The 19,293-nt window shown below is 66.3% G+C and carries 18 protein-coding genes; 13 read left to right on the top strand and 5 right to left on the bottom strand.

The window, feature by feature from the left end; genetic code table 11:
* Positions 1-27: 27 nt before the first annotated feature.
* From MRBLMD1_RS12130 to MRBLMD1_RS12150, 5 genes are all read left to right on the top strand, one after another.
* Positions 28-2,133 (top strand): transglycosylase domain-containing protein, encoded by a 2,106-nt coding sequence (locus tag MRBLMD1_RS12130; protein WP_364399844.1) that lies wholly within the window; start codon positions 28-30, stop codon positions 2,131-2,133.
* A gap of 129 nt (positions 2,134-2,262) precedes the next feature.
* Positions 2,263-2,562, top strand: coding sequence for a DUF4193 domain-containing protein (locus tag MRBLMD1_RS12135; RefSeq protein WP_364399847.1), 300 nt, complete (start codon positions 2,263-2,265; stop codon positions 2,560-2,562).
* A 288-nt stretch (positions 2,563-2,850) separates the two neighbouring features.
* On the top strand, positions 2,851-3,423 hold the full coding sequence (locus MRBLMD1_RS12140; RefSeq protein WP_364399850.1) for a phosphatase PAP2 family protein: 573 nt from the start codon (positions 2,851-2,853) through the stop codon (positions 3,421-3,423).
* Between the two features lie 90 nt (positions 3,424-3,513).
* Complete coding sequence (locus tag MRBLMD1_RS12145; protein WP_364399853.1) at positions 3,514-4,587, top strand: glucose 1-dehydrogenase; 1,074 nt, start codon at positions 3,514-3,516, stop codon at positions 4,585-4,587.
* Complete coding sequence (locus MRBLMD1_RS12150) at positions 4,584-5,585, top strand: aldose 1-epimerase family protein (protein ID WP_364399856.1); 1,002 nt, start codon at positions 4,584-4,586, stop codon at positions 5,583-5,585. The genes MRBLMD1_RS12145 and MRBLMD1_RS12150 overlap by 4 nt, the downstream gene beginning before the upstream one ends.
* Before the next feature lie 110 nt (positions 5,586-5,695).
* On the opposite strand, the gene MRBLMD1_RS12155 is transcribed toward MRBLMD1_RS12150, so the two are convergent.
* Entirely contained in the window at positions 5,696-6,196 is a 501-nt protein-coding gene (locus MRBLMD1_RS12155) for a MarR family winged helix-turn-helix transcriptional regulator (RefSeq protein ID WP_364399859.1), read from the bottom strand.
* Positions 6,197-6,281: 85 nt separating this feature from the next.
* Here MRBLMD1_RS12155 and MRBLMD1_RS12160 point away from each other — a divergent pair, with 85 nt between their 5' ends.
* The 8 genes from MRBLMD1_RS12160 to MRBLMD1_RS12195 all read left to right on the top strand — a co-directional run bounded on the left by MRBLMD1_RS12160 (position 6,282) and on the right by MRBLMD1_RS12195 (position 15,253).
* On the top strand, positions 6,282-6,749 hold the full coding sequence (locus MRBLMD1_RS12160) for a hypothetical protein (protein WP_285243599.1): 468 nt from the start codon (positions 6,282-6,284) through the stop codon (positions 6,747-6,749).
* Positions 6,746-7,387, top strand: coding sequence for a gluconate 2-dehydrogenase subunit 3 family protein (locus MRBLMD1_RS12165; RefSeq protein WP_364399863.1), 642 nt, complete (start codon positions 6,746-6,748; stop codon positions 7,385-7,387). Before MRBLMD1_RS12160 ends, MRBLMD1_RS12165 begins: the two co-directional genes overlap by 4 nt.
* Entirely contained in the window at positions 7,384-9,039 is a 1,656-nt protein-coding gene (locus tag MRBLMD1_RS12170) for a GMC family oxidoreductase (protein ID WP_364399866.1), read from the top strand. The genes MRBLMD1_RS12165 and MRBLMD1_RS12170 overlap by 4 nt, the downstream gene beginning before the upstream one ends.
* A 2-nt stretch (positions 9,040-9,041) precedes the next feature.
* Positions 9,042-10,832: a thiamine pyrophosphate-requiring protein gene (locus tag MRBLMD1_RS12175; RefSeq protein WP_364399868.1), complete on the top strand. Its 1,791-nt coding sequence runs from the start codon at positions 9,042-9,044 to the stop codon at positions 10,830-10,832.
* A gap of 3 nt (positions 10,833-10,835) precedes the next feature.
* Complete coding sequence (locus MRBLMD1_RS12180; RefSeq protein ID WP_364399871.1) at positions 10,836-11,939, top strand: enolase C-terminal domain-like protein; 1,104 nt, start codon at positions 10,836-10,838, stop codon at positions 11,937-11,939.
* 31 nt (positions 11,940-11,970) lie between these two features.
* Positions 11,971-12,588: a hypothetical protein gene (locus tag MRBLMD1_RS12185; RefSeq protein WP_364399874.1), complete on the top strand. Its 618-nt coding sequence runs from the start codon at positions 11,971-11,973 to the stop codon at positions 12,586-12,588.
* Positions 12,588-13,343: a ZIP family metal transporter gene (locus MRBLMD1_RS12190; protein WP_364399877.1), complete on the top strand. Its 756-nt coding sequence runs from the start codon at positions 12,588-12,590 to the stop codon at positions 13,341-13,343. The genes MRBLMD1_RS12185 and MRBLMD1_RS12190 overlap by 1 nt, the downstream gene beginning before the upstream one ends.
* 77 nt (positions 13,344-13,420) lie before the next feature.
* Entirely contained in the window at positions 13,421-15,253 is a 1,833-nt protein-coding gene (locus MRBLMD1_RS12195) for a glycoside hydrolase family 15 protein (protein ID WP_364399880.1), read from the top strand.
* Positions 15,254-15,584: 331 nt separating this feature from the next.
* Here the strand turns inward: MRBLMD1_RS12195 and MRBLMD1_RS12200 are convergent, their stop codons facing one another.
* The 4 genes from MRBLMD1_RS12200 to MRBLMD1_RS12215 form a co-directional block, all read right to left on the bottom strand.
* On the bottom strand, positions 15,585-17,102 hold the full coding sequence (locus tag MRBLMD1_RS12200; protein ID WP_364399883.1) for an MFS transporter: 1,518 nt from the start codon (positions 17,100-17,102) through the stop codon (positions 15,585-15,587).
* Positions 17,103-17,501: 399 nt separating this feature from the next.
* Positions 17,502-17,969, bottom strand: coding sequence for an acyl-CoA thioesterase (locus MRBLMD1_RS12205; protein ID WP_364399886.1), 468 nt, complete (start codon positions 17,967-17,969; stop codon positions 17,502-17,504).
* 350 nt (positions 17,970-18,319) lie between these two features.
* Positions 18,320-18,601, bottom strand: a complete 282-nt coding sequence (locus tag MRBLMD1_RS12210) for a hypothetical protein (protein WP_364399888.1) — start codon at positions 18,599-18,601, stop codon at positions 18,320-18,322.
* 10 nt (positions 18,602-18,611) lie between these two features.
* Positions 18,612-19,262: a 3-oxoacid CoA-transferase subunit B gene (locus tag MRBLMD1_RS12215; RefSeq protein WP_414703692.1), complete on the bottom strand. Its 651-nt coding sequence runs from the start codon at positions 19,260-19,262 to the stop codon at positions 18,612-18,614.
* Positions 19,263-19,293 lie beyond the last annotated feature (31 nt).

Below are 19,293 nucleotides of genomic sequence, written 5' to 3' on the forward strand. Positions count from 1 at the left end.
TGACGACACGACAAGGAAATCTTTTGCATGCTTCTTATGGACACCACGTGGAAAAGGGCCGCAGGCTTCGTTGCGGCCTGCGTCATCGGCGGCTTTCTGGTCGCCGGGCTCCTGGCCCCGGCCGCGGCACTGGGTTCCACCGTGACCGTGGCATCCGGCAGGTTCTTTGATCAACTGCCCTCTGATCTCCATCTCGACCCGCCGGCCAGGAACTCCCAGGTGCTGGCCAAAGATGGATCGGTCATCGCACGGTTCTATTCCCAGAATCGTGAGCCCGTACGCCTGGAACAGATATCGCCCTTCATGCGCCAAGGGATCGTGGCCATTGAGGACTCCCGCTTCTATGAGCACGGCGGCATCGACCCGGCCGGCATCCTCCGGGCCCTTTATGTCAACATCCAGGGCGGCCGGCAGGGCGCGTCCACCATTACCCAGCAGTACGTCAAGAACGTGCTCATCCAGTCGCTGATATCCAGCGGCAGGGCGGACGATGTCAAGCCCAGCGCCGCCAGGACCATCGGCGACAAACTTCGGGAGATGAAGCTCGCCGTCGCACTCGAGGACAAGTACTCCAAGGACCAGATCCTTCAGGGCTACCTGAACCTGGTCTATTTCGGCAACGGAGCCTACGGCGTCCAAACGGCAGCCGAAGAGTACTTCGGCGTGCCCGCAAGCGCCCTCAGCCTTACCCAGGCCGCCGCCCTGGCGGGAGTGGTCAACAGGCCCGGATACTACGACCCGCTCACTGAACCGGGCCATGTGGTGGCCCGGCGCAATGAAGTCCTGGACCAAATGCTCCAACAGGGTTACATTTCCACGGCCCAGCACCGGAAGGCTGTTGCCGCTCCCCTTGCCTTGAACGTACAGCCGTCGGACCAGGGATGCGCCGTGGCCACTTCACCCTACTTCTGCGATTACGTTCAACGCCTGATCCTGAATGATCCCGCCTTTGGTCCCGACGAGGCCGCCCGGCGCAAACTGCTGTACCAGGGCGGGCTGACCGTCCGAACCACGCTGGACCCGGAGCTGCAAAAGGTCGCACAGGAACAGGTCAACGCCTCACTTTCCCCCACGGACCCACTGCAGCGCGGCGCCGCCCTTGTCAGCGTGCAGCCCGGGACCGGCAAGGTCCTGACCATGGCCCAAAACACCATCTACAGCCCGGCGCCGGGGCCCGGACACTACACCGGCAACCTCACCCTTGCGGAAACGGACAGCCGGGGCACGCCTCTCCATGGTGCCGGCGGCTTCCAGATCGGTTCCACCATGAAACCGTTCGTCTTCGCCCAGTGGCTTAATTCCGGGCGGTCCATGGCCACCCGGCTTGACGGCTCTGTCCGCATCTACAAAGCCGGGTTTCCGTGGAAAAACAGCTGCGGCACCACCACCGGGTCCTACGATCCTGCCCTCGGCCAGACGCCACTGCCCAACGACGACCCCTACCACTACTACCCGATGACCGTGCTGGAAGGCCTCTACCGCTCCATCAACACCATCACGTTCCAGTCAGCAACGCGGCTGGACTTCTGCAACATCCAAAAGATGGCCACGGCAGCAGGAGTCAAGAACGGGCACACCAACAAGCCCTACGACCTGTCCAGCATCGCCAGCCTGATCGGCACGCAGGATGTGGCGCCGCTGGACATGGCCACCGCTTATGCCACCTTCGCCGCCGGCGGAGTCCATTGCTCCCCGGTTGCCCTGAAAAGCGTCACCGGGCCCACGGGACACAACTATCCGGTGCCGTCCGCGGACTGCACCCAGACCATCGATCCCGACGTCGCCGCCGGCGTCACCAACGCCCTCCAACCCGTCCTGACGAAGGGATCGGGCTATAACATCCCCGTGAACAAGGATCACGATATCTTCGCCAAAACCGGCACCACCGACGGACACACACAGACCTGGACCGTCGGCGCCACCACGGGCATCGCCACCGCCTCGTGGTTCGGAAGCTACAAGGGATTCGGGCCGGAATGGGCAAACGAGCACATCACCATCAACGGGAAGTACTACGCCGGCCTGGACGGAGCCAACATCGCCGGCACCCAGTGGGCCCACCTCATGAACGCCGCGGCCGCAAAATACGCCGGCGGCCCTTTCCCCGCACCACCCCCATCAATGCTCCGGTAGCGGGGCATCCGGGCGTGCCTCCGCAATCAGGAAAACCATTGCGCATCTATAACTGTTGCGCTACCCTTGCATATCACTTTCCACTCCCAGCCGAAGAGCAGCCGTTCCAACAGGAGAAATGAGTACGCCGTGGCAAGCGATTATGATGAAGTCCGGCCAGAGGTCAAAGAGTCGCAGGAACGGTCCCTGGAGGCCCTGCGCACAGAGAACACCCCGGATGCCCGCAGCGTGGCCAGGGAGCTCGATGAGGCCGACACGGTGGACGGGATAGAACTGCCAGGGGACTTCATTGCCGAGGAACTCGTCGTCGAAGTCGTCCCGCAGAAGGAGGACGAATTCACCTGCTCGTCCTGCTTCCTGGTCCGCCACCGTTCCCAACTGGTCAGGGAAAGGGACGGCAACGCCTACTGCATCGAATGTGAGGGGTGAGCAGTGGCCGGCCTGCCGCCTGCTCCGCGAACCGGACACGCGCAGCAGCCAAGCCACGCTGTGTCGGCGAACCCCGTGCCGGCGAACCCCGCGTCGGCGCCGCGGCCGGACAGGCCGTCCCCGGGAGCGGGCGCCGGCCGCAGGGGGACTTCGGGGACTGGCCGGGCAGGGCATTTCCGATTAGGCGAGGGATTCATCCTTTCCCCCGGCCGGTACCTCCTCCTGTGGGCGGTGTCCCTGATGCTGGCCCTGGCCGGGGCAACCTCCTTCCTATTGACACTCGGGGAAGTGCTCCACGGACAAGGCGTGGCAGCGGCTGACGGGCCCATGACCGGCTGGTTCGTGGATCACCGGACCGCAGCCGCCACAGCCGTCCTGGCAGGACTCGCCTTCGTGTTCGGCCCGTTGGCCCTTCCGGTGATAACACTGCTCGCCACCACGGGGTGGGCCCTGCTGACCCGCCGTCTTTGGCGTCCCCTGCTGCTCGCCGGGGCCATGCTCACGGGGGTCATCGTCACGGAAGTCATTGCGCACGCCGTGGGACGCTCCCGGCCCCCGGCGGCGCTGATGATGCTGGGGGCCGATGCGACGTCGTCGTTTCCGTCCGGACACGTCGTCGGTGCCTCCAACTTCCTGCTGATCGGGGCATACCTGGTCTTCTCCCGGTCCTCCCGCGCGCTGTCCGTCATACTGGCCTTCGCCGCTGCTGCCGGAGGCCTGGCGCTGGAAGCAGCAAGCCGCGTCTACCTGGGCTACCACTGGTTTACCGACACGCTGGCCTCCGCCTCAATCTCCGTGGTCCTCCTTGCGGTGGTGATCATGGTGGACATCAGCCGTGGCGGCCGGGCGGCAGAACCGTGAGGGCAAAAAGCTCCCGGGCACCCGTACCGTTGCGTGTCCGCAAATAAAGCGGGACACTGGCAAAGACGACCACGGCTAAAGGGAGGCATCATGCGTGCGCTGACAGTTACCCCTGGAGTCAAGGACTCCCTTCACCTGCGCGATATTCCGGAGCCGCCGGTGGGCGGGGGCCAGGTGCTGGTGGAGGCACTGGCCGTGGGCCTGTGCGGCACGGACAGTGAGATCATCGACGCCGACTACGGCGAAGCTCCGCCCGGCCAGGAGTACCTGGTGCTGGGGCACGAAAACCTGGGCCGGGTGGTGGAGGCCCCGGAGGGTTCCGGGCTGGCGTCGGGAGACCTGGTGGTTGGCATTGTCCGCAGGCCCGATCCCGAGCCGTGCAAGGCGTGCGCCGCCGGTGAATGGGATATGTGCCTGAACGGCGAGTACACCGAGCACGGCATCAAAGGCCTGGACGGATTTGCCCGCGAACAATGGCGCGCGGATCCGGAAGCCGTGGTGAAACTGGACGCCGGGCTGGAAGATGTGGGAGTACTGCTGGAGCCCACCACCATCGTGGCCAAGGCCTGGGAGCAGATCAACAGGATCGGGCAGCGGGCCTTCTTCGACCCCCACGTCGCGGTGGTGACCGGGGCCGGACCCGTTGGCCTGCTCGCCGCGCTCCTGGGCGTCCAGCAGGGCCTGGAGGTGCACGTCTTCGACATCGTCAAGGACGGGCCCAAGCCGGAGCTGGTCCGCGCCCTTGGCGCCACCTACCACAGTGAGACCCTCCCGGACTCCGGCCTCAAGCCCAACGTCCTGGTGGAGTGCACGGGCGTGACCCCCGTGGTGCTGGACGCCCTCCGCTGCCGCGCCCAGGACGCCATCACCTGCCTGACCGGCGTCTCGGGCACCGGCAAGCAAACCGAGGTGGACGTCGGCGCGCTGAACCGCGAGGAAGTGCTGATGAACGGCGTGGTCTTCGGCAGCGTCAATGCCAACCGCCGCCACTACGACGCCGGCGCCAAGGCCCTGGCCGCCGCCGACGCGGACTGGCTTCGGCGGCTGATCAGCCGCCGGGTTCCCCTGGGCAAATTCACCGAGGCCTTTGACCGCCACACCGACGACGTCAAAGTCGTGCTCGACCTCCAGGCAAAGGACGACGGCGGGACCCGGCAGCCATGAACGCCGCAGCCATGAGCCCGGCGGCAAGGAGTGACGGCCAGCCAGGACAGGAAGCGAACAGCGGCCACCGGCTCCCGTCAGGGCGCCAGTACAACATCCGGCACGGCCGGCAATCCGCGCACCTCACGGAGGTGGGCGGGGCGTTGCGGGACTACCTGCTGGACGGCCTGCCCCTCGTGGACGGCTACGGGCCGGAGGAGATGTGCACCGGGGCGCGGGGACAGTCCCTCATCCCCTGGCCCAACCGGATCAAGGGCGGCAGCTACGAATGGGACGGCAGCACCCTGCAGCTTGATCTCAGTGAGCCGGACAAAGGCGGGGCCATCCATGGACTGACCCGCTGGCGGAACTGGGAAGCCGCGGAACTGTTGGAGGACAGGATTTCCTTCATGCACACCCTTCACGCCTGCCAGGGCTGGCCATGGGTACTCGACTGCCGGCTGGACTACAGGCTCGACAACCAGGGGTTGAGTGTGCGGACGACCGTAACCAACCGCAGCCCGGCGCCGTGCCCGTTTGGCACAGGCGCGCATCCGTACCTAAGCCTGGGGCTGCCGGGCCAGGTCATCGACGCGGGCCTGGTCCAGGTGCCGGGGCGGACGTACCTGCCCGTGGATGAACGCGGCATCCCCACCGGGCACCAGCGCGTGGACAGCACCGGGTATGACCTGCGCGAGCTCCAGCAACTTCGGGCCCGGCACATCGATGTGGCCTACACCGACCTGGTCCGTGACGGGGACGGGCGCGCCAGCGTGACGCTGCTGCGTCCTGACCGCTCGAGTGGCGTTGAGTTGTGGGTGGACGGGACATACCCCTACCTGGAAATCTTCACCGGCGACACCCTCCCACACCCGGACCGCCGGCGGACCGGACTGGGCGTAGAGCCCATGACCTGCGCCCCCGACGCCTTCAACTCCGGCGAAGGGCTGATCACCCTGGAGCCAGGGCAATCCCATACCGGACAGTGGGGCATCAAGCCACTCCCGACGGCCCTCTGAGCCCGGCCGAACTACCGGAAAAGCCCCGCAAAGCCGCCGCCAACTATTGCGCATACGCAAGCATTGGGGTTCAATGAAGGCATGGCTTGCCGTACCAGGATCCAGTCCCGTCAGGTACCGGATCCCAACGTGAACCGGCCGTCGGAGGTACCCTGGCCGCCGGCGGCGGCTGCGAAGGCCTCCAGGGCGGCCGCCAGTGCGGGCCGGCGGCCGGCAGGCATCCTGGAAACCACCTCGGCGATGGCCTGCCGCCGGTGCTGCAACACAGTATCGACCAGTTCCTTGCCCTCACGGGTCAACTCCAGCCGGATATACCGGCGGTCGGCGGGATCTTCACGGCGCTGCAGCAGGTCAGCGGCCACCAGCCGGTCGCAAATGCGGGTGGCATTGGAGGCGTGGACGCCAAGCTCCGCGGCCACGCCGCCCAGATTTTGGGGCCCGTGGGTATGGATCAGGACCAGCACCCGCAGTTGCGGGGTGTTAACGATGTCCTCAACCTCAGCAACAGAGCGCGCCACCACACGCATGAGGGCGTCGGCGGCAGCCATCACAGCTTCGACTTCCCGACTTAAGGTTTCAGGGACCGGCCCAGACCCGGCAGATGTATCCATGGGCACCAGTTTCCTCCAATAGTTGCTACCCCGCAAAGTTTGCCAGCTTCCCCCACCTGGTGGGCAGCCGGCATGAAGGAGAATCATGAAGACGCACCATCCGGCTGATCCGGTCAGCAGCACGGTCAACGGGATTGACCGGCTCATCCGGAACGTGCAGACCGGGCGGTTTGAACGCTCCCTGTCAGGGCTGACAGCTGCCGGGGCCCTGGTCACGGCGGCGGAGATCTACCTTGAACATGACAAGGCCAGCTTCGGCAACAAGTGGATGTGGGTTCCCGTGGCCCTGGGCCCGGTAGGGGCCGCCGCGGGAGTGGCCGGCGTCTTCAGCCGCCGCATGGCAAAGACCGCCCTCCCCCTGGCCAGTGCCGCCATCATTGCCAACGGACTGCAGGGAACCTGGCTGCACCTGCAGGGGATCCGGCAGAAACCCGGCGGGCTGTCCAACCTGCGCTACAACCTGGAGATGGGGCCGCCGCTGTTCGCGCCTCTGCTGGTCACCCTGGTGGGCGGCATGGGCGTCCTGGCCTCCGTCCTGAGGCGGGAACCATGAGCAGCCTTCCGCTGCCCGAGGCCGACGGAGGCGGACGCTACCCCGGCTTCCGCACCCTCGCCCAGGCGGACCATTGGGACCGGGCCACCGCCGCCGTCGTCGAATCCCGCCTGGGCATGCCCCCGGACGTCCGATTCTTCACGCCCCCGGAGGAGGCCGCGGCCCGCGCCCTCTTCGACCTGCTGCTGGGCCAGCAGGACGAACCCCGCGTGCCGGTGGTGAACATGGTGGACGCAAGGCTGGCCGAGGAGCAAGCCGACGGCTGGCACTACGACAACATGCCGCGGGACGGTGAAGCCTGGCGGGCAACCCTGGCAGCACTGGACAGCGAGGCGCGCTCCCGTGCCGGCTGCACCTTCGCCCGCCTGGATCCGGACCAGCAGGCCGGGCTCCTGCAGGACATCTGCAACCTTGACCGGGAGCCCTGGCACGGGCTGCCGGCGGACCGGGTGTGGAGCCTGTGGACCCGGTATGCCTGCACCGCCTTCTACTCCCATCCCCTGGCTTGGGACGAAATCGGCTTTGCCGGACCGGCGTACCCCCGCGGTTACAAGAACCTGGGGGTGGACCGGCTGGAGCCGTTCGAGGTGCGGGACATCCGCCCCGGTGCGGATCCGACGCATGGGGCAGACCGGTGAACAGGGTCCGTGAACGCAATGAATCCGCGTGGCTGCTGCCCGCCGGGCCGGGAAGCAACCTGCGGCTGCGGGAGGACATGCGGCGGTACGGCGAAACCGATGAGCTGGACATGGTGATCGTGGGCTGCGGAGCCGGTGGGTCCACCCTGCTGCAGCGCCTGGCCCGCGCCGGCTGGCACGCGGTGGCACTGGAGGCGGGGCCGTTCTGGGAGCCGGAGCGGGACTGGGTCAGCGATGAGGCCGGGTCCCATCACCTGTATTGGACCGAACCCCGCGTCATCTCGGGGACAGATCCTGTGCCCCTGGGGTCGAACAATTCGGGCCGCGGAGTGGGCGGATCGATGGTGCACTTTGCCGGCTACACGCCGCGCTTCCACCCCAGCGACTTCAGGACCTTCAGTACCGATGGTGTGGGCGCGGACTGGCCCCTGGACTACGCGGACCTGCGGCCGTACTACGAGGACATCGAAGCGGAGCTGCCCGTCGCCGGCGAACACTGGCCCTGGGGTGACCCCCACAGCTACCCCCACCGGCCGCATCCGGTGTCCGGCAACGGGGAACTGTTCCTCCGCGGCGCCAATGCCTGCGGCGTCACCGCGAAGGTGGGTCCGGTGGCCATCGCCAACGGCAGGTTCGGCAACCGGCCGCACTGCATCTACCGAGGCTTCTGCCTGCAGGGCTGCAAGGTCAACGCCAAAGCATCCCCGCTGATCACGCACGTTCCGGACGCGCTGGCCCACGGCGCCGAAATCCGCCCCGACTCCATGGCCACCCGGATCTGCTTCGATGAACACAGCGGGCTGGCCACCGGCGTGGAATACGTCCAGGGCGGCGTCACCAAATTTCAGCGTGCCCGGATGGTCGCGGTGGCCGGCTACTCGATCGAAACCCCGCGGCTGCTGCTGAACTCCACCTCGCCGCGCTTCCCGGACGGGATGTGCAACGACTACGACCAGGTGGGCCGGTACCTGATGGTTCAAGGTGCGCCGCAAACCGCCGGGCGGTTCCAGGCCGAGGTGCGGATGTGGAAGGCCCCTCCCCCGGAAGTCAGCACGGAGGACTTCTACGAAACGGATCCCACCAAGCCGTACAAACGGGGGTTCTCCATCCAGTGCGTGTCCCCGCTGCCCATTACCTGGGCCGAGCACGTTGCAGCGCAGGGGCACTGGGGGCCCACCCTCAGGCGCTACATGAGCGACTACCCGCACTGGGCCTGCCTGGGTGCGCTGTGCGAATTCCTCCCCCTGGAGGGGAACCGGGTGACCTTGGCGGACGAAACGGACCGGCATGGCATCCCCGTGGCCCGGTTCAGCTACAGCCAGTGCGGGAACGACCGGCAGCTGATGTCCGCCGCGCAGCAGGTCATGGAAGAAATCCTGACGGCGGCGGGGGCGGAGGAGGTCATCACCATCAACCGTTACGCCCACTTGGTGGGCGGGGCGCGGATGGCGGCCACCGAGGAGGGCGGCGTGGTGGACCGGAACTGCCGCAGTTTCGCGGTCCCCAACCTCCTGGTCACCGACGGCAGCGTGCTGCCCACCCAGGGCAGCGCCAACCCGGCCCTGACCATCATGGCGCTGGCGGCCCGTGCCGCCCACGTCCTGGTCCAAGGCGCCCGCCGGGGCGCCCCGATGAGCGCAAAGGAAGACTGATCATGGCAACAACAGTGGCCGACTACCTGCTCTCCCGTCTGGGTGAGTGGGGCGTGGACAAGGTCTTCGGTTTCCCCGGAGACGGCATCAACGGCATCCTTGCCGCCTTTGGCAAGGCGGGCAACCAGCCCAAATTCATCCAGGCCCGGCACGAGGAGATGGCGGCGTTCGAGGCCGTGGGCTACGCCAAGTACGGCGGCCGGGCTGCAGTGTGCATGGCCACCTCCGGGCCCGGGGCCATCCACCTGCTCAACGGCCTGTATGACGCCAAGCTGGACCATGTTCCGGTGGTGGCCATCGTGGGCCAAACCGCCCGCAGTGCCATGGGCGGGTCCTACCAGCAGGAAGTTGACCTGCTGACCCTGTTCAAGGACGTCGCCTCGGACTATGTCCAGATGGTCACCGTTCCCCAGCAGCTGCCTAACGTCATTGACAGGGCCATCCGGATCGCCGCCGCCCAGCAGGCGCCTACCGCGGTGATCATCCCGGCCGACGTGCAGGAACTCGAGTACGCCGCTCCCACGCACGAGTTCAAGATGGTGCCCTCCAGCGTCGGCGTCCAGTGGCCGGACATCCAGCCGGATATTTCGGCAATCCGGGGCGCCGCCCAGCTCCTGAACGAGGGATCCAAGGTGGCCATCCTGATCGGGCAGGGCGCCCGGGGTGCGGCGACGGAAGTCCGGGAGGTGGCCGAACTGCTGGGGGCCGGGGTGGCCAAGGCACTCCTGGGCAAGGACGCCCTGCCCGATGACCTGCCCTACGTCACCGGTTCCATCGGGCTGCTGGGCACCCGGCCCAGTTACGAGATGATGCGGGACTGCGACACCCTGCTCACGGTGGGGTCCAGCTTCCCGTACACGCAGTTCCTGCCCGAACCCGGTCAGGCCCGCGGCGTACAGATCGACGTGGACCCGAAAATGATCGGGCTGCGCTACACCAACGAATTCAACATCGTGGCCGACGCCGCCACCGCCCTCCGCGCCCTGATCCCGCACCTGGCCCGCAAGCAGGACCGGTCCTGGCGGGAAAACCTGGAATCCAACATCAGCCGCTGGTGGGAAACCATGCACGACGAAGCCATGGTCAGTGCCAACCCCGTCAACCCGATGCGGCTCTTCGCCGAGCTCTCCCCCCGGCTGCCGGCGGACGCGATACTCAGCGCGGATTCCGGTTCCTCCGCCAACTGGTACGCCCGGCAGCTGAAGTTCCGGGACGGCGTCCGCGGCTCGCTGTCCGGCAACCTGGCCACCATGGGCCCGGGTGTCCCCTACGCCATCGGCGCCAAGTTCGCCTTCCCCGGCCGGCCCGCCATCGCGTTCGCCGGGGACGGCGCCATGCAGATGAACGGGCTGGCGGAACTCATCACCGTGAAGCACTACTGGCGGGAATGGGTCGATCCCCGGCTGGTGGTGGCCGTCCTGCACAACAACGACCTGAACCAGGTCACCTGGGAGATGCGGGCCATGGGCGGGGTGCCGGCCTTCCGCGAATCCCAGGTGCTGCCCGACGTCGACTACGCCGGTTTCGCCGAAAGCCTGGGTCTGCAGGGGCTCCACGTGGAGGATCCCGACGACGTGGGGCCTGCCTGGGAGAAGGCCCTCGCCGCGGACCGGCCCACCGTCCTGGACGTCCGCACCAATCCCGATATTCCGCCGATCCCGCCGCACGCCACCTTTGAGCAGGCGCGGAAGACGGCGGAGGCCATGGTCAAGAGCGATGACAGCGCCTGGGGCGTGGTGAAGGAAGGGGTCAAGACCAAGATCCAGGAATTCCTGCCGCACAAGGAGGGCTGAGGCATGTCCGCCGCCACACCGGTCACGGCAGTCCGGGCCAGCGCCTACACGGTTCCCACCGACGCGCCGGAAGCGGACGGCACCTATGTCTGGGACTCAACCACGCTGGTCCTGGTGGAGGCGGACGGCGGCGGGACGACGGGGCTGGGCTGGACCTATGCCCCGGCAGCAGGTGCGGCCCTGGTGGAAGGGCTCCTGGCCCCGGCCGTCCAGGGTATTGACGTCATGGACGTGCCGGCGGCGGCCGCGGCGATGGCCCGGGGGGTGCGCAACCCGGGGCGGACGGGCCTGGGCTCCTACGCCGTGTCCGCCGTCGACTGTGCCCTCTGGGACCTGAAGGCGCGGCTGCTGGAGCTGCCGCTGCACAAGCTCCTTGGCGCTGTCAGGGACACCGTGGCGGTGTACGGCAGCGGCGGCTTCACCACCTACACCGAGGACCAGCTGCGGGACCAGCTGCAGGGCTGGGCCCTGGAGCAGGGCATCCCCCGTGTGAAGATCAAGATCGGCCAGGACAGCGGAGCGAACGTCCCGCGGGACCTGGAGCGCATCCGCCAGGCGCGTACCGCCGTCGGCCCCGGTACGGAACTGTTCGTGGACGCCAACGGCGGCTACACCGCCAAGCAGGCGGTACGGGTGATGCGGGAGGCAGCAGAAGAGCACGTCACCTGGTTCGAAGAGCCGGTCTCCAGCGATGACCTGGCGGGGCTGCGGGCGGTGCGTGCCGCCGTCGACGCCGATGTGGCAGCCGGGGAATACGGAACGGGACTGCCCTACTTCCAGCGGATGTGCAGCGCGGACGCCGTGGACTGCCTGCAGGCGGACGTCAGCAGGTGCGGCGGGATCAGCGAATGGCTGCGGATCGCCGCCGTCGCCGCCGCCCACGGCCTGGAGGTCTCGGGACACTGCGCACCCCACCTCAGTGCCGCCGTCGCCGCCGCAACACCGAACTTCCGGCACCTGGAGTGGTTCCACGACCACGTCCGGATCGAGGACCTGTTCTTCGACGGAACCCTTGATCCCGGCGGCGGCCGGGTGCGGCCGTCGGATGCCCCGGGCAACGGACTGACCTTCCGCGCCGCCGACGCAGAACCGTACCGGATTCACTGAAAAGCAGGATGACAGGACGGAGAGGAAGCCCATGAGCACCAGCCCAGGCAGCGGAAACCCGCCAGACGCCAAGCCGCTGAACCCGGACCCGACAGGCCAGGACCCCAGCGCCAAGGACCCTGCCGCCGGGGAGAAAGCCCAGCTCCAGGCGGCGATCTTCGAGGTGACGGGGGCGGCCGGCGGGAGGAGCCTGCACGAGATCCGGGAGATGCTCCAGGCGGAATTCTCGCGCCGGGGCGTGAAGGCGCCCACCACCATGTGGCTGGACTCGGTGGCTTCCGCGGCGTTCCATGGCGAGCCCTACCTCATCGACCTTCCCGCAGCCCTGGCGGCCGAGGCCGCCGTGCCTGCCCCGAATGACGGGGTGCGGAAGCGCCTGGCCGGGCGCCGGGAGCTGCGGAAGGACAAGCTGCCCGCCGGGACATTCCCTCCCGCCTCCGCCTGGGAACTCGACAGCCGCGACGTCACCCTCAGCACGCCGGAGCCGCGCCCGGACCCCCGCACCGTCCTCGGAAACATCCGGGCCGTGCGGCAGCTGCCGGCAATGGCAGCATCAGCTTTGGTTGGCCTCCTGGCCGTTGTGGCCGTGTGGGCAGCCAGGAACGCCCGGCATCGGAGGACAGCGCATTCGACGGCGGGTGGTGCGTGATGCCGGAATGGTTGCAGGCGTGGATGTGGGGCACCATCGCCGGCGGGGCGCTGGTGGTGGGGTGCGCCCTGGCGTGGAGGTGGCGGATCCCGCCGAAGGTGGTGTCCTCCGTGATGTCGTTCGGTGCGGGGGTCCTGATCTCTGCGTTGTCCTTTGAACTCGTGGAGGAGGCCGTCAACGGCGGCGGGCTCTGGCCCACCATCGGCGGGTTCGCCACCGGCGCCCTGGTGTACGTTGCTGCTAATTTCCTGCTGGCCAGGAAAGGCGCCAAGCACCGGAAACGCTCGGGCGGCAAACAGCCCTCCGAACAGGAGAAGCCGGGCAGCGGGACGGCCATTGCCATCGGGGCGCTGCTGGACGGCATCCCGGAGTCGGTGGTCCTGGGGGTCGGTTTGGTGACCGCCGGGGCCGTGAGCCCCGCGATGCTGGCCGCCGTCTTCATCTCCAATGTCCCGGAGGGGCTCTCCAGCACTGCGGGCATGAAGAAGGCCGGGCGCGGCGCCAAGTACGTGTTCGGCGTGTGGGGTGGCATCGCGGTGCTTTCCGGGCTGGCCGCCCTGATCGGGTTCGTGGTCCTGCAGGGCGCCCCGGGGGAAGTGGTGGCCTTCATTACCGCCGTGGCGGCCGGAGCCATCCTGGCCATGCTGGCGGACACCATGATTCCCGAGGCGTTCGAGGAGCACCATCTGCTCACCGGGCTGATCGCCGCCGCGGGTTTCCTGGCTGCCTTCACGGTGGACCAGGTGGGCGGGTAGGTCCCGCCGGGAGGGCTGCACCGCCGGCGCCACGCCAAACAGAAATTACGCAAGAGACCAAGCCCGGGGAGGGACGGATGGCAAGGATCGAAGACTACGCGATCATCGGTGACCTGCATACGGCGGCGCTGGTGGGCCGCAGCGGGTCCGTTGACTGGATGTGCCTGCCGAACTTCGATTCGCCAGCCTGCTTCGCGGCCCTGCTGGACACCCCGGATGCGGGACGGTGGCGGCTGGCCCCCGCCGGGGCCGGCGACTGCACCCGGCGGCGCTACCGGCCCGGCACCCTGATCCTGGAGACGGAATGGGACACGGCGGACGGAAGCGTCAGGGTCACGGACTTCATGCCGGCCCGGGATGATTCCGCTGACATGGTACGGATCGTGGAGGGCCTGAAAGGGAGCGTGGCCATGCAGGGGGAACTGTGCCTGCGCTTCGATTACGGCCGGATCGTTCCGTGGGTCCGCCGCATGGACCACGGCATCAGCGCCATCGCCGGCCCGGACGCCGCCTACCTCAGCACCCCCGCGCCCCTGGAGGGCCGGGACATGCGGACCGTCAGCGAATTCACCGTCAAGGCCGGCGACCGCGTCCCGTTCGTCCTGCGGTGGGCGCACAGCTACAAACCGGTCCCGGACCGGACCGATCCGGAGACCGCCCTGGCCTCCACCCAGGAGTATTGGGAGCAATGGATCGGCCGGAACAATATGGCCGGGGACTACAAGGACGCCGTGGAGCGGTCCCTGATCACGCTCAAGGCTCTCACCTACGCCCCTACCGGCGGGATTGTGGCGGCCGCCACCACCTCGCTGCCGGAGGATCCCGGGGGCAGCCGCAACTGGGATTACCGCTTCTGCTGGCTGCGTGACGCCACTCTGACGCTGCAGTCCCTGCTGGCCTGCGGGTATGTCGACGAAGCCGCGGCGTGGCGGGAGTGGCTGCTGCGGGCTGTGGCCGGCAACCCCGCGGATCTGCAGATCATGTACGGGCTGGACGGCACCCGCAGGCTGCCCGAAGCCGAACTGCCGTGGCTGGCGGGCTTCGAGAACTCCAAACCGATCCGCACCGGCAACGCCGCCGCCCCGCAGCTGCAGCTGGACGTGTGGGGAGAGGTCCTGGACGGCCTGGCGCTGACCCGCGCCGCGGACCCCCGCGCCACGGATGATTCCTGGGACATCCAGGTGGCGTTGATGGAGTACCTGGAGGGCGCATGGGACCGGCCGGACAACGGGCTCTGGGAGATGCGCGGACCCCGGCGCCATTTCACCCATTCTAAGGTAATGGCCTGGGTCGCCGCGGACCGGATGGTCAAGGCAGTCCAGGAGTCCGGCCTCCCCGGACCCGGCGAACGCTGGGCGAGACTGCGCAAGGAAATCCACGATGATGTCATGGCCCACGGGTTCGACGAAAAACGCAACACTTTCGTCCAGTCCTACGGCAGCAAGGAGCTCGACGCCAGCCTGCTGCTGATCCCCCGCGTCGGGTTCCTTCCCCACGACCATCCCCGCGTGGTGGGCACGGTGGACGCGATCCAGCGGAACCTGACGCAGGACGGTTTCGTCCTCCGGTACCATCCGGAAGCCAGCAATGACGGGCTTCCCGGCACGGAGGGTGTCTTCCTGGCCTGCTCCTTCTGGCTGGCCGACGCACTCCTGGGCATCGGCCGCCGGGACGAGGCCGCGAACCTGTTCGAACGCCTGCTTACACTCCGCAATGACGTCGGCCTGCTCAGCGAAGAATGGGACCCAAAAGCCCACCGTCAACTAGGCAACACACCCCAGGCCTTCAGCCACTTCCCGCTGATCCACTGCGCCCTCCAACTCCACCACGGGCACTCAAGGCACAGCAACACCCCGCTACCCAGCCCTAAGGACCATGAACCAAGCCAGGGCGAGCCGGACGCTCTTTGAACGGAAGGGCCACATGAAGCGCAAAGCTATCGGCGCTGCACTTAGCCCCTCCGGCAGGATCACGGCGACTGAAGGTACAGATGATAAAGAGAACTCAAATAAGGGATGGATCGGAAGCCCGCGTTGCCTGCATGGATGCGAGTGGCGCACGGAAGCGCACGGACTCTCAACCTCGACAGGAAGCGACATCGACAAGACGCAACGGTGGGCCATGCCGCACCTTGCGGCTGGCCCATCGTCGCCGGTGAGTCCGTGAGGAGTGGCTACCGCTGCCGGGCGGCGACAAGCATCTCGTGGCCGCCCGGTTGGCCTTTGGCGCAATGTCCGCCCGTCAGGATGTCTTCTGCCTGGTTGTTTGCGCCTCTGGCCCTCCGGAACGCGCCCCCTGCGACCGGTTGACTGACAGCGGCCTGTCACCGCTGCGCCGCAGTGTCAGCATCACCAGGCCGGCGGCCAGGAGGCAGCCTGCCAGGAAGATGGACGTGGCCAGGAAACTGCCGTGCGTCGCATCCTGCAGAAAACCACCAACGTACGGTCCCACGAATCCGCCGAGATTTCCTACCGCATTGATCAGCCCCATGGCTGTGCCGGCCACGGCGACCGGCATCGCACGGGACGCTGAAGCCCAGAAGGGGCCGTCATAGGCCAAGGCCCCGGCGACGGCGATGCTGATGAGGGTTACCGCGAGGAACGGCGCATTGTCACCGGTTGCTACCGAGACCACCAACGCAACAGCACCGACCGCCATCGACAGCAACACGTGGGTGGAGTAACGGCCCGAACGGTCAGCTGCTTTGGCGTTGTACCAGAGACCGACCATCGCCAGCACGTATGGAATTGCGGTGATCAGCCCCACCTCCACAGAGGACCCGGATGTGATCGTCTTGATCACATGCGGGAGCCATATGTTGATGCCATAGAAGCCAATCTGGATGAGGAAGTACACCAGCGTCAGCCGCCACACCACCGTGTTGGACATGACATGGCGCAGGCCCAGCTTCTCCTGCTGAGGATGTGCCTTTGCGTCAGCAGCAAGTCCCCTCTCGATGTACTCCCGCTCCTGGACGGAGCACCATGCCGCCTCGCGTGGATGGTCAGCGATCAGGGCCCACCACAGGGGTGCGGCGATAACGAACGGGAAAATGCCCTCAATGATGAACAGCCACCGCCAGTCCGAGAAGGAGAGTATCCATCCGGAAAGGGGCGCCGTAATGATCGAAGCGATGGCAATATTCATCATCCAGAACGCGTAGGCCCGCGCCCGCTCCGCAGTGGGGAACCAGTGGCTGATCAGAACAAGGATCGCCGGCCAGATTCCCGCCTCGGCCACGCCCAGGAAAAAGCGCACCACGAGCAGCTGCGTGAAGTCCTGGATGAAGCCGGAAAGGACGGCCAGGACGCCCCAGATGAGCACCATGATTCCGACGAACTTCTTCGCACTCCAATGCTCGGCGAGGTAGCCGCCCGGAATTTGCAGGACGAGATAGCCGATGAAGAAGATCCCAGCAGCCAGGCCCTGCTGGGCGGCGTCGATACCCAGGTCCTGATGAAGTCCGTTTAGCGCGAACCCAATATTCGTCCTGTCCATGAACGAGATGATGTAGACAACGATGGCGACGGGAATCAACCGCTTCCACCGCGCATTGCCCACCGCCGTAGTTTTAACGTTCTGTGCCATTGGAAATGCTCCTTCGCGATATGGCAGATCAGACCGCGTCCCCCAGTAAAGCGATTGCTCTCCCGCGGACCCATCGGGCCCGCTTTCCGCCGCCGGGCGGAACGAGCAGGACTTGCTCGGGTAGAGCCGACATGACAGTGCAAAGTTTTGGCTTGACGTGGCGATCCCCACCCGAGCACCGTTCTTTTATTTTTACGCAACTATTGCGCGTTCGCAAGAGGTCACTTCACGAGTTAGTTTGTGACCCGCAGCTGCGCTCATATCGACGAATCCTTCCGTCCCCATCCAAGAGGCCTGGAACAAGGAGGTTGGCGAAGCGCAAGTAACCGTGCACGGCGGTGCCTCATCTGCCGCTCGCTAGGTTGACGGAATCTCCATTATCGGCGTTCCGGTCCGGCTGCAGTTAGACGCAGAATGGGGTGCTTCAGCAACTTGGTTGCAGGGTCATGCAGGTCGTCCGGCCCATGTCATGGTGGAACTCCGGTCAAATAGCCGCTGACCGGCCCTTCACTTCAGCGCCGAACCCCACGTGATGAACACCTGGGAATGCGACCCGATAGACGTTACGGATCAGTAAGTGAGCTTGCCGCCGGTGTTTTTAGAGGCGCTGGACTCAGGGTTTTCTGTTAGATGGTGTGTCGGTATGCGGTCTCTGTCGTAAGTGATTTCCCTGAAGCCGTGCGGCTCGGGCTTGCCTTCACTGCTTAGATTGACGAAGACAATTTCCTCGATGGTCAGGATGCTCCGCCGTGTAATCATGTTTCGGACTTCCGCACGCATGGTTAGCGAGGTTCGACCGAATTTCGTGGCCGTCAACCCCATTTCGATGAGGTCGCCTTGCAAGGCGGAACTGACAAAATTGATCTCTGAAATGTACTTCGTCACTGCCCTGCCATTGCCGAGCTGGAGGATGGCATAGATGGCAGCTTCTTCATCGATCCATTTGAGAAGACTCCCCCCGAACAATGTTCCGTTAGCATTCAAGTCTTCGGGTCGCACCCACTTCCGAGTGCGGAATGATATGTCTGAGGATTCCATGGGGGACCTTTCTTCCTCGGCGGCCTGCGGTACATGTCCTGGGCCTGCGGTACATGTCCTGGAAGTGGGACCAGAACTCGGCGGCTATTGCTGGCTTTGTCGTGCTAAGGGGCGCCGCCGTTAGTAGGGAGGAGGACTTCCGTGCCAAGAAGTTTGTTAGGACACCGGCAAGACCGTGCCGTCCTGAACAGGTCAACTGCGGGCGCAATTACGGCCACGCCCTTCAGTCCCACAGTCATTAGACGGTAACCCTGCCGCTGTTTCGTGTCGGTACATGACTGCATCGGCTGGTGCTCAGACTGCGATGGCAGAACGAAACATCGGGCGGCCTGCTGGAGGGTCAATCGGACTCACGGCAACGGTATGGAGTAGAAGACGTCAGGCCCCGGAAGTTTCCGGACAAGGTGCTCCCGGACGTCGAACATTCGCCGTTCAGCTGATTCGGTGCGAATCCAAGCGACCCCGAGCGCCGGCGCTGCCTCCTCAACCACGCCTCTGTATAGCAAAATGCTCCGGCTGTTGAATACTTCAACCGTGTCTCCGGAGGTCAGCAGCTCTACAAACTCGATTTCAGCCTGAGTGAGTCCGTTTTTCATGGTTCGCTCCCCTCGAACGTGTTTGTCATCGTCCATGGCGAAGTCCCTACGCGAATACGTCTGGCGGCGTGGCCTTGAGCGGGACGGGGACCAGTTCCTGGAGTTCTTCGAGGGTGCAGCCGAAGGTTTCGCGGACGCTGACGCCGTCCGGGCCGGTGAGGAAGACGGCCTTGTCTGTGTAGACGCGGGTGACGCAGCCGACGCCGGTGATCGGGTAGGTGCAGGCGTCCACGATCTTCGAGGCGCCTTCCCGGGTCAGGAGGGTCATCATGACGAAGACGTCCTTGGCGCCGGTGGCGAGGTCCATGGCGCCGCCGACAGCGGGGATCGCCCCGGGTGCGCCGGTGTGCCAGTTGGCGAGGTCACCGGTGGCGGAGACCTGGAAGGCGCCCAGGACGCAGATGTCCAGGTGCCCGCCGCGCATGATCGCGAACGAGTCGGCGTGGTGGAAGTAGGACGCACCCGGGAGTTCGGTGACGGGGATCTTGCCGGCGTTGATGAGGTCGCCGTCGATCTGGTCACCCACAGCTTCCGGGCCCATGCCCAGCATGCCGTTCTCCGTGTGGAGCGTGATGTCCTGTTCCTCGGTGAGGTAGTTCGACACCAGGGTGGGCTGGCCGATGCCCAGGTTCACGAAGGACCCGGGCGCGATGTCCCTGGCCACCAGTTTGGCCAGGTCATCGCGGCCCAGCGGCATCGCCGAGGTCTGGAGGGACGTTTCGTTGGAC

The sequence above is a fragment of the Pseudarthrobacter sp. LMD1-1-1.1 genome (genome assembly GCF_040676255.1).
Lineage (GTDB): Bacteria > Actinomycetota > Actinomycetes > Actinomycetales > Micrococcaceae > Arthrobacter.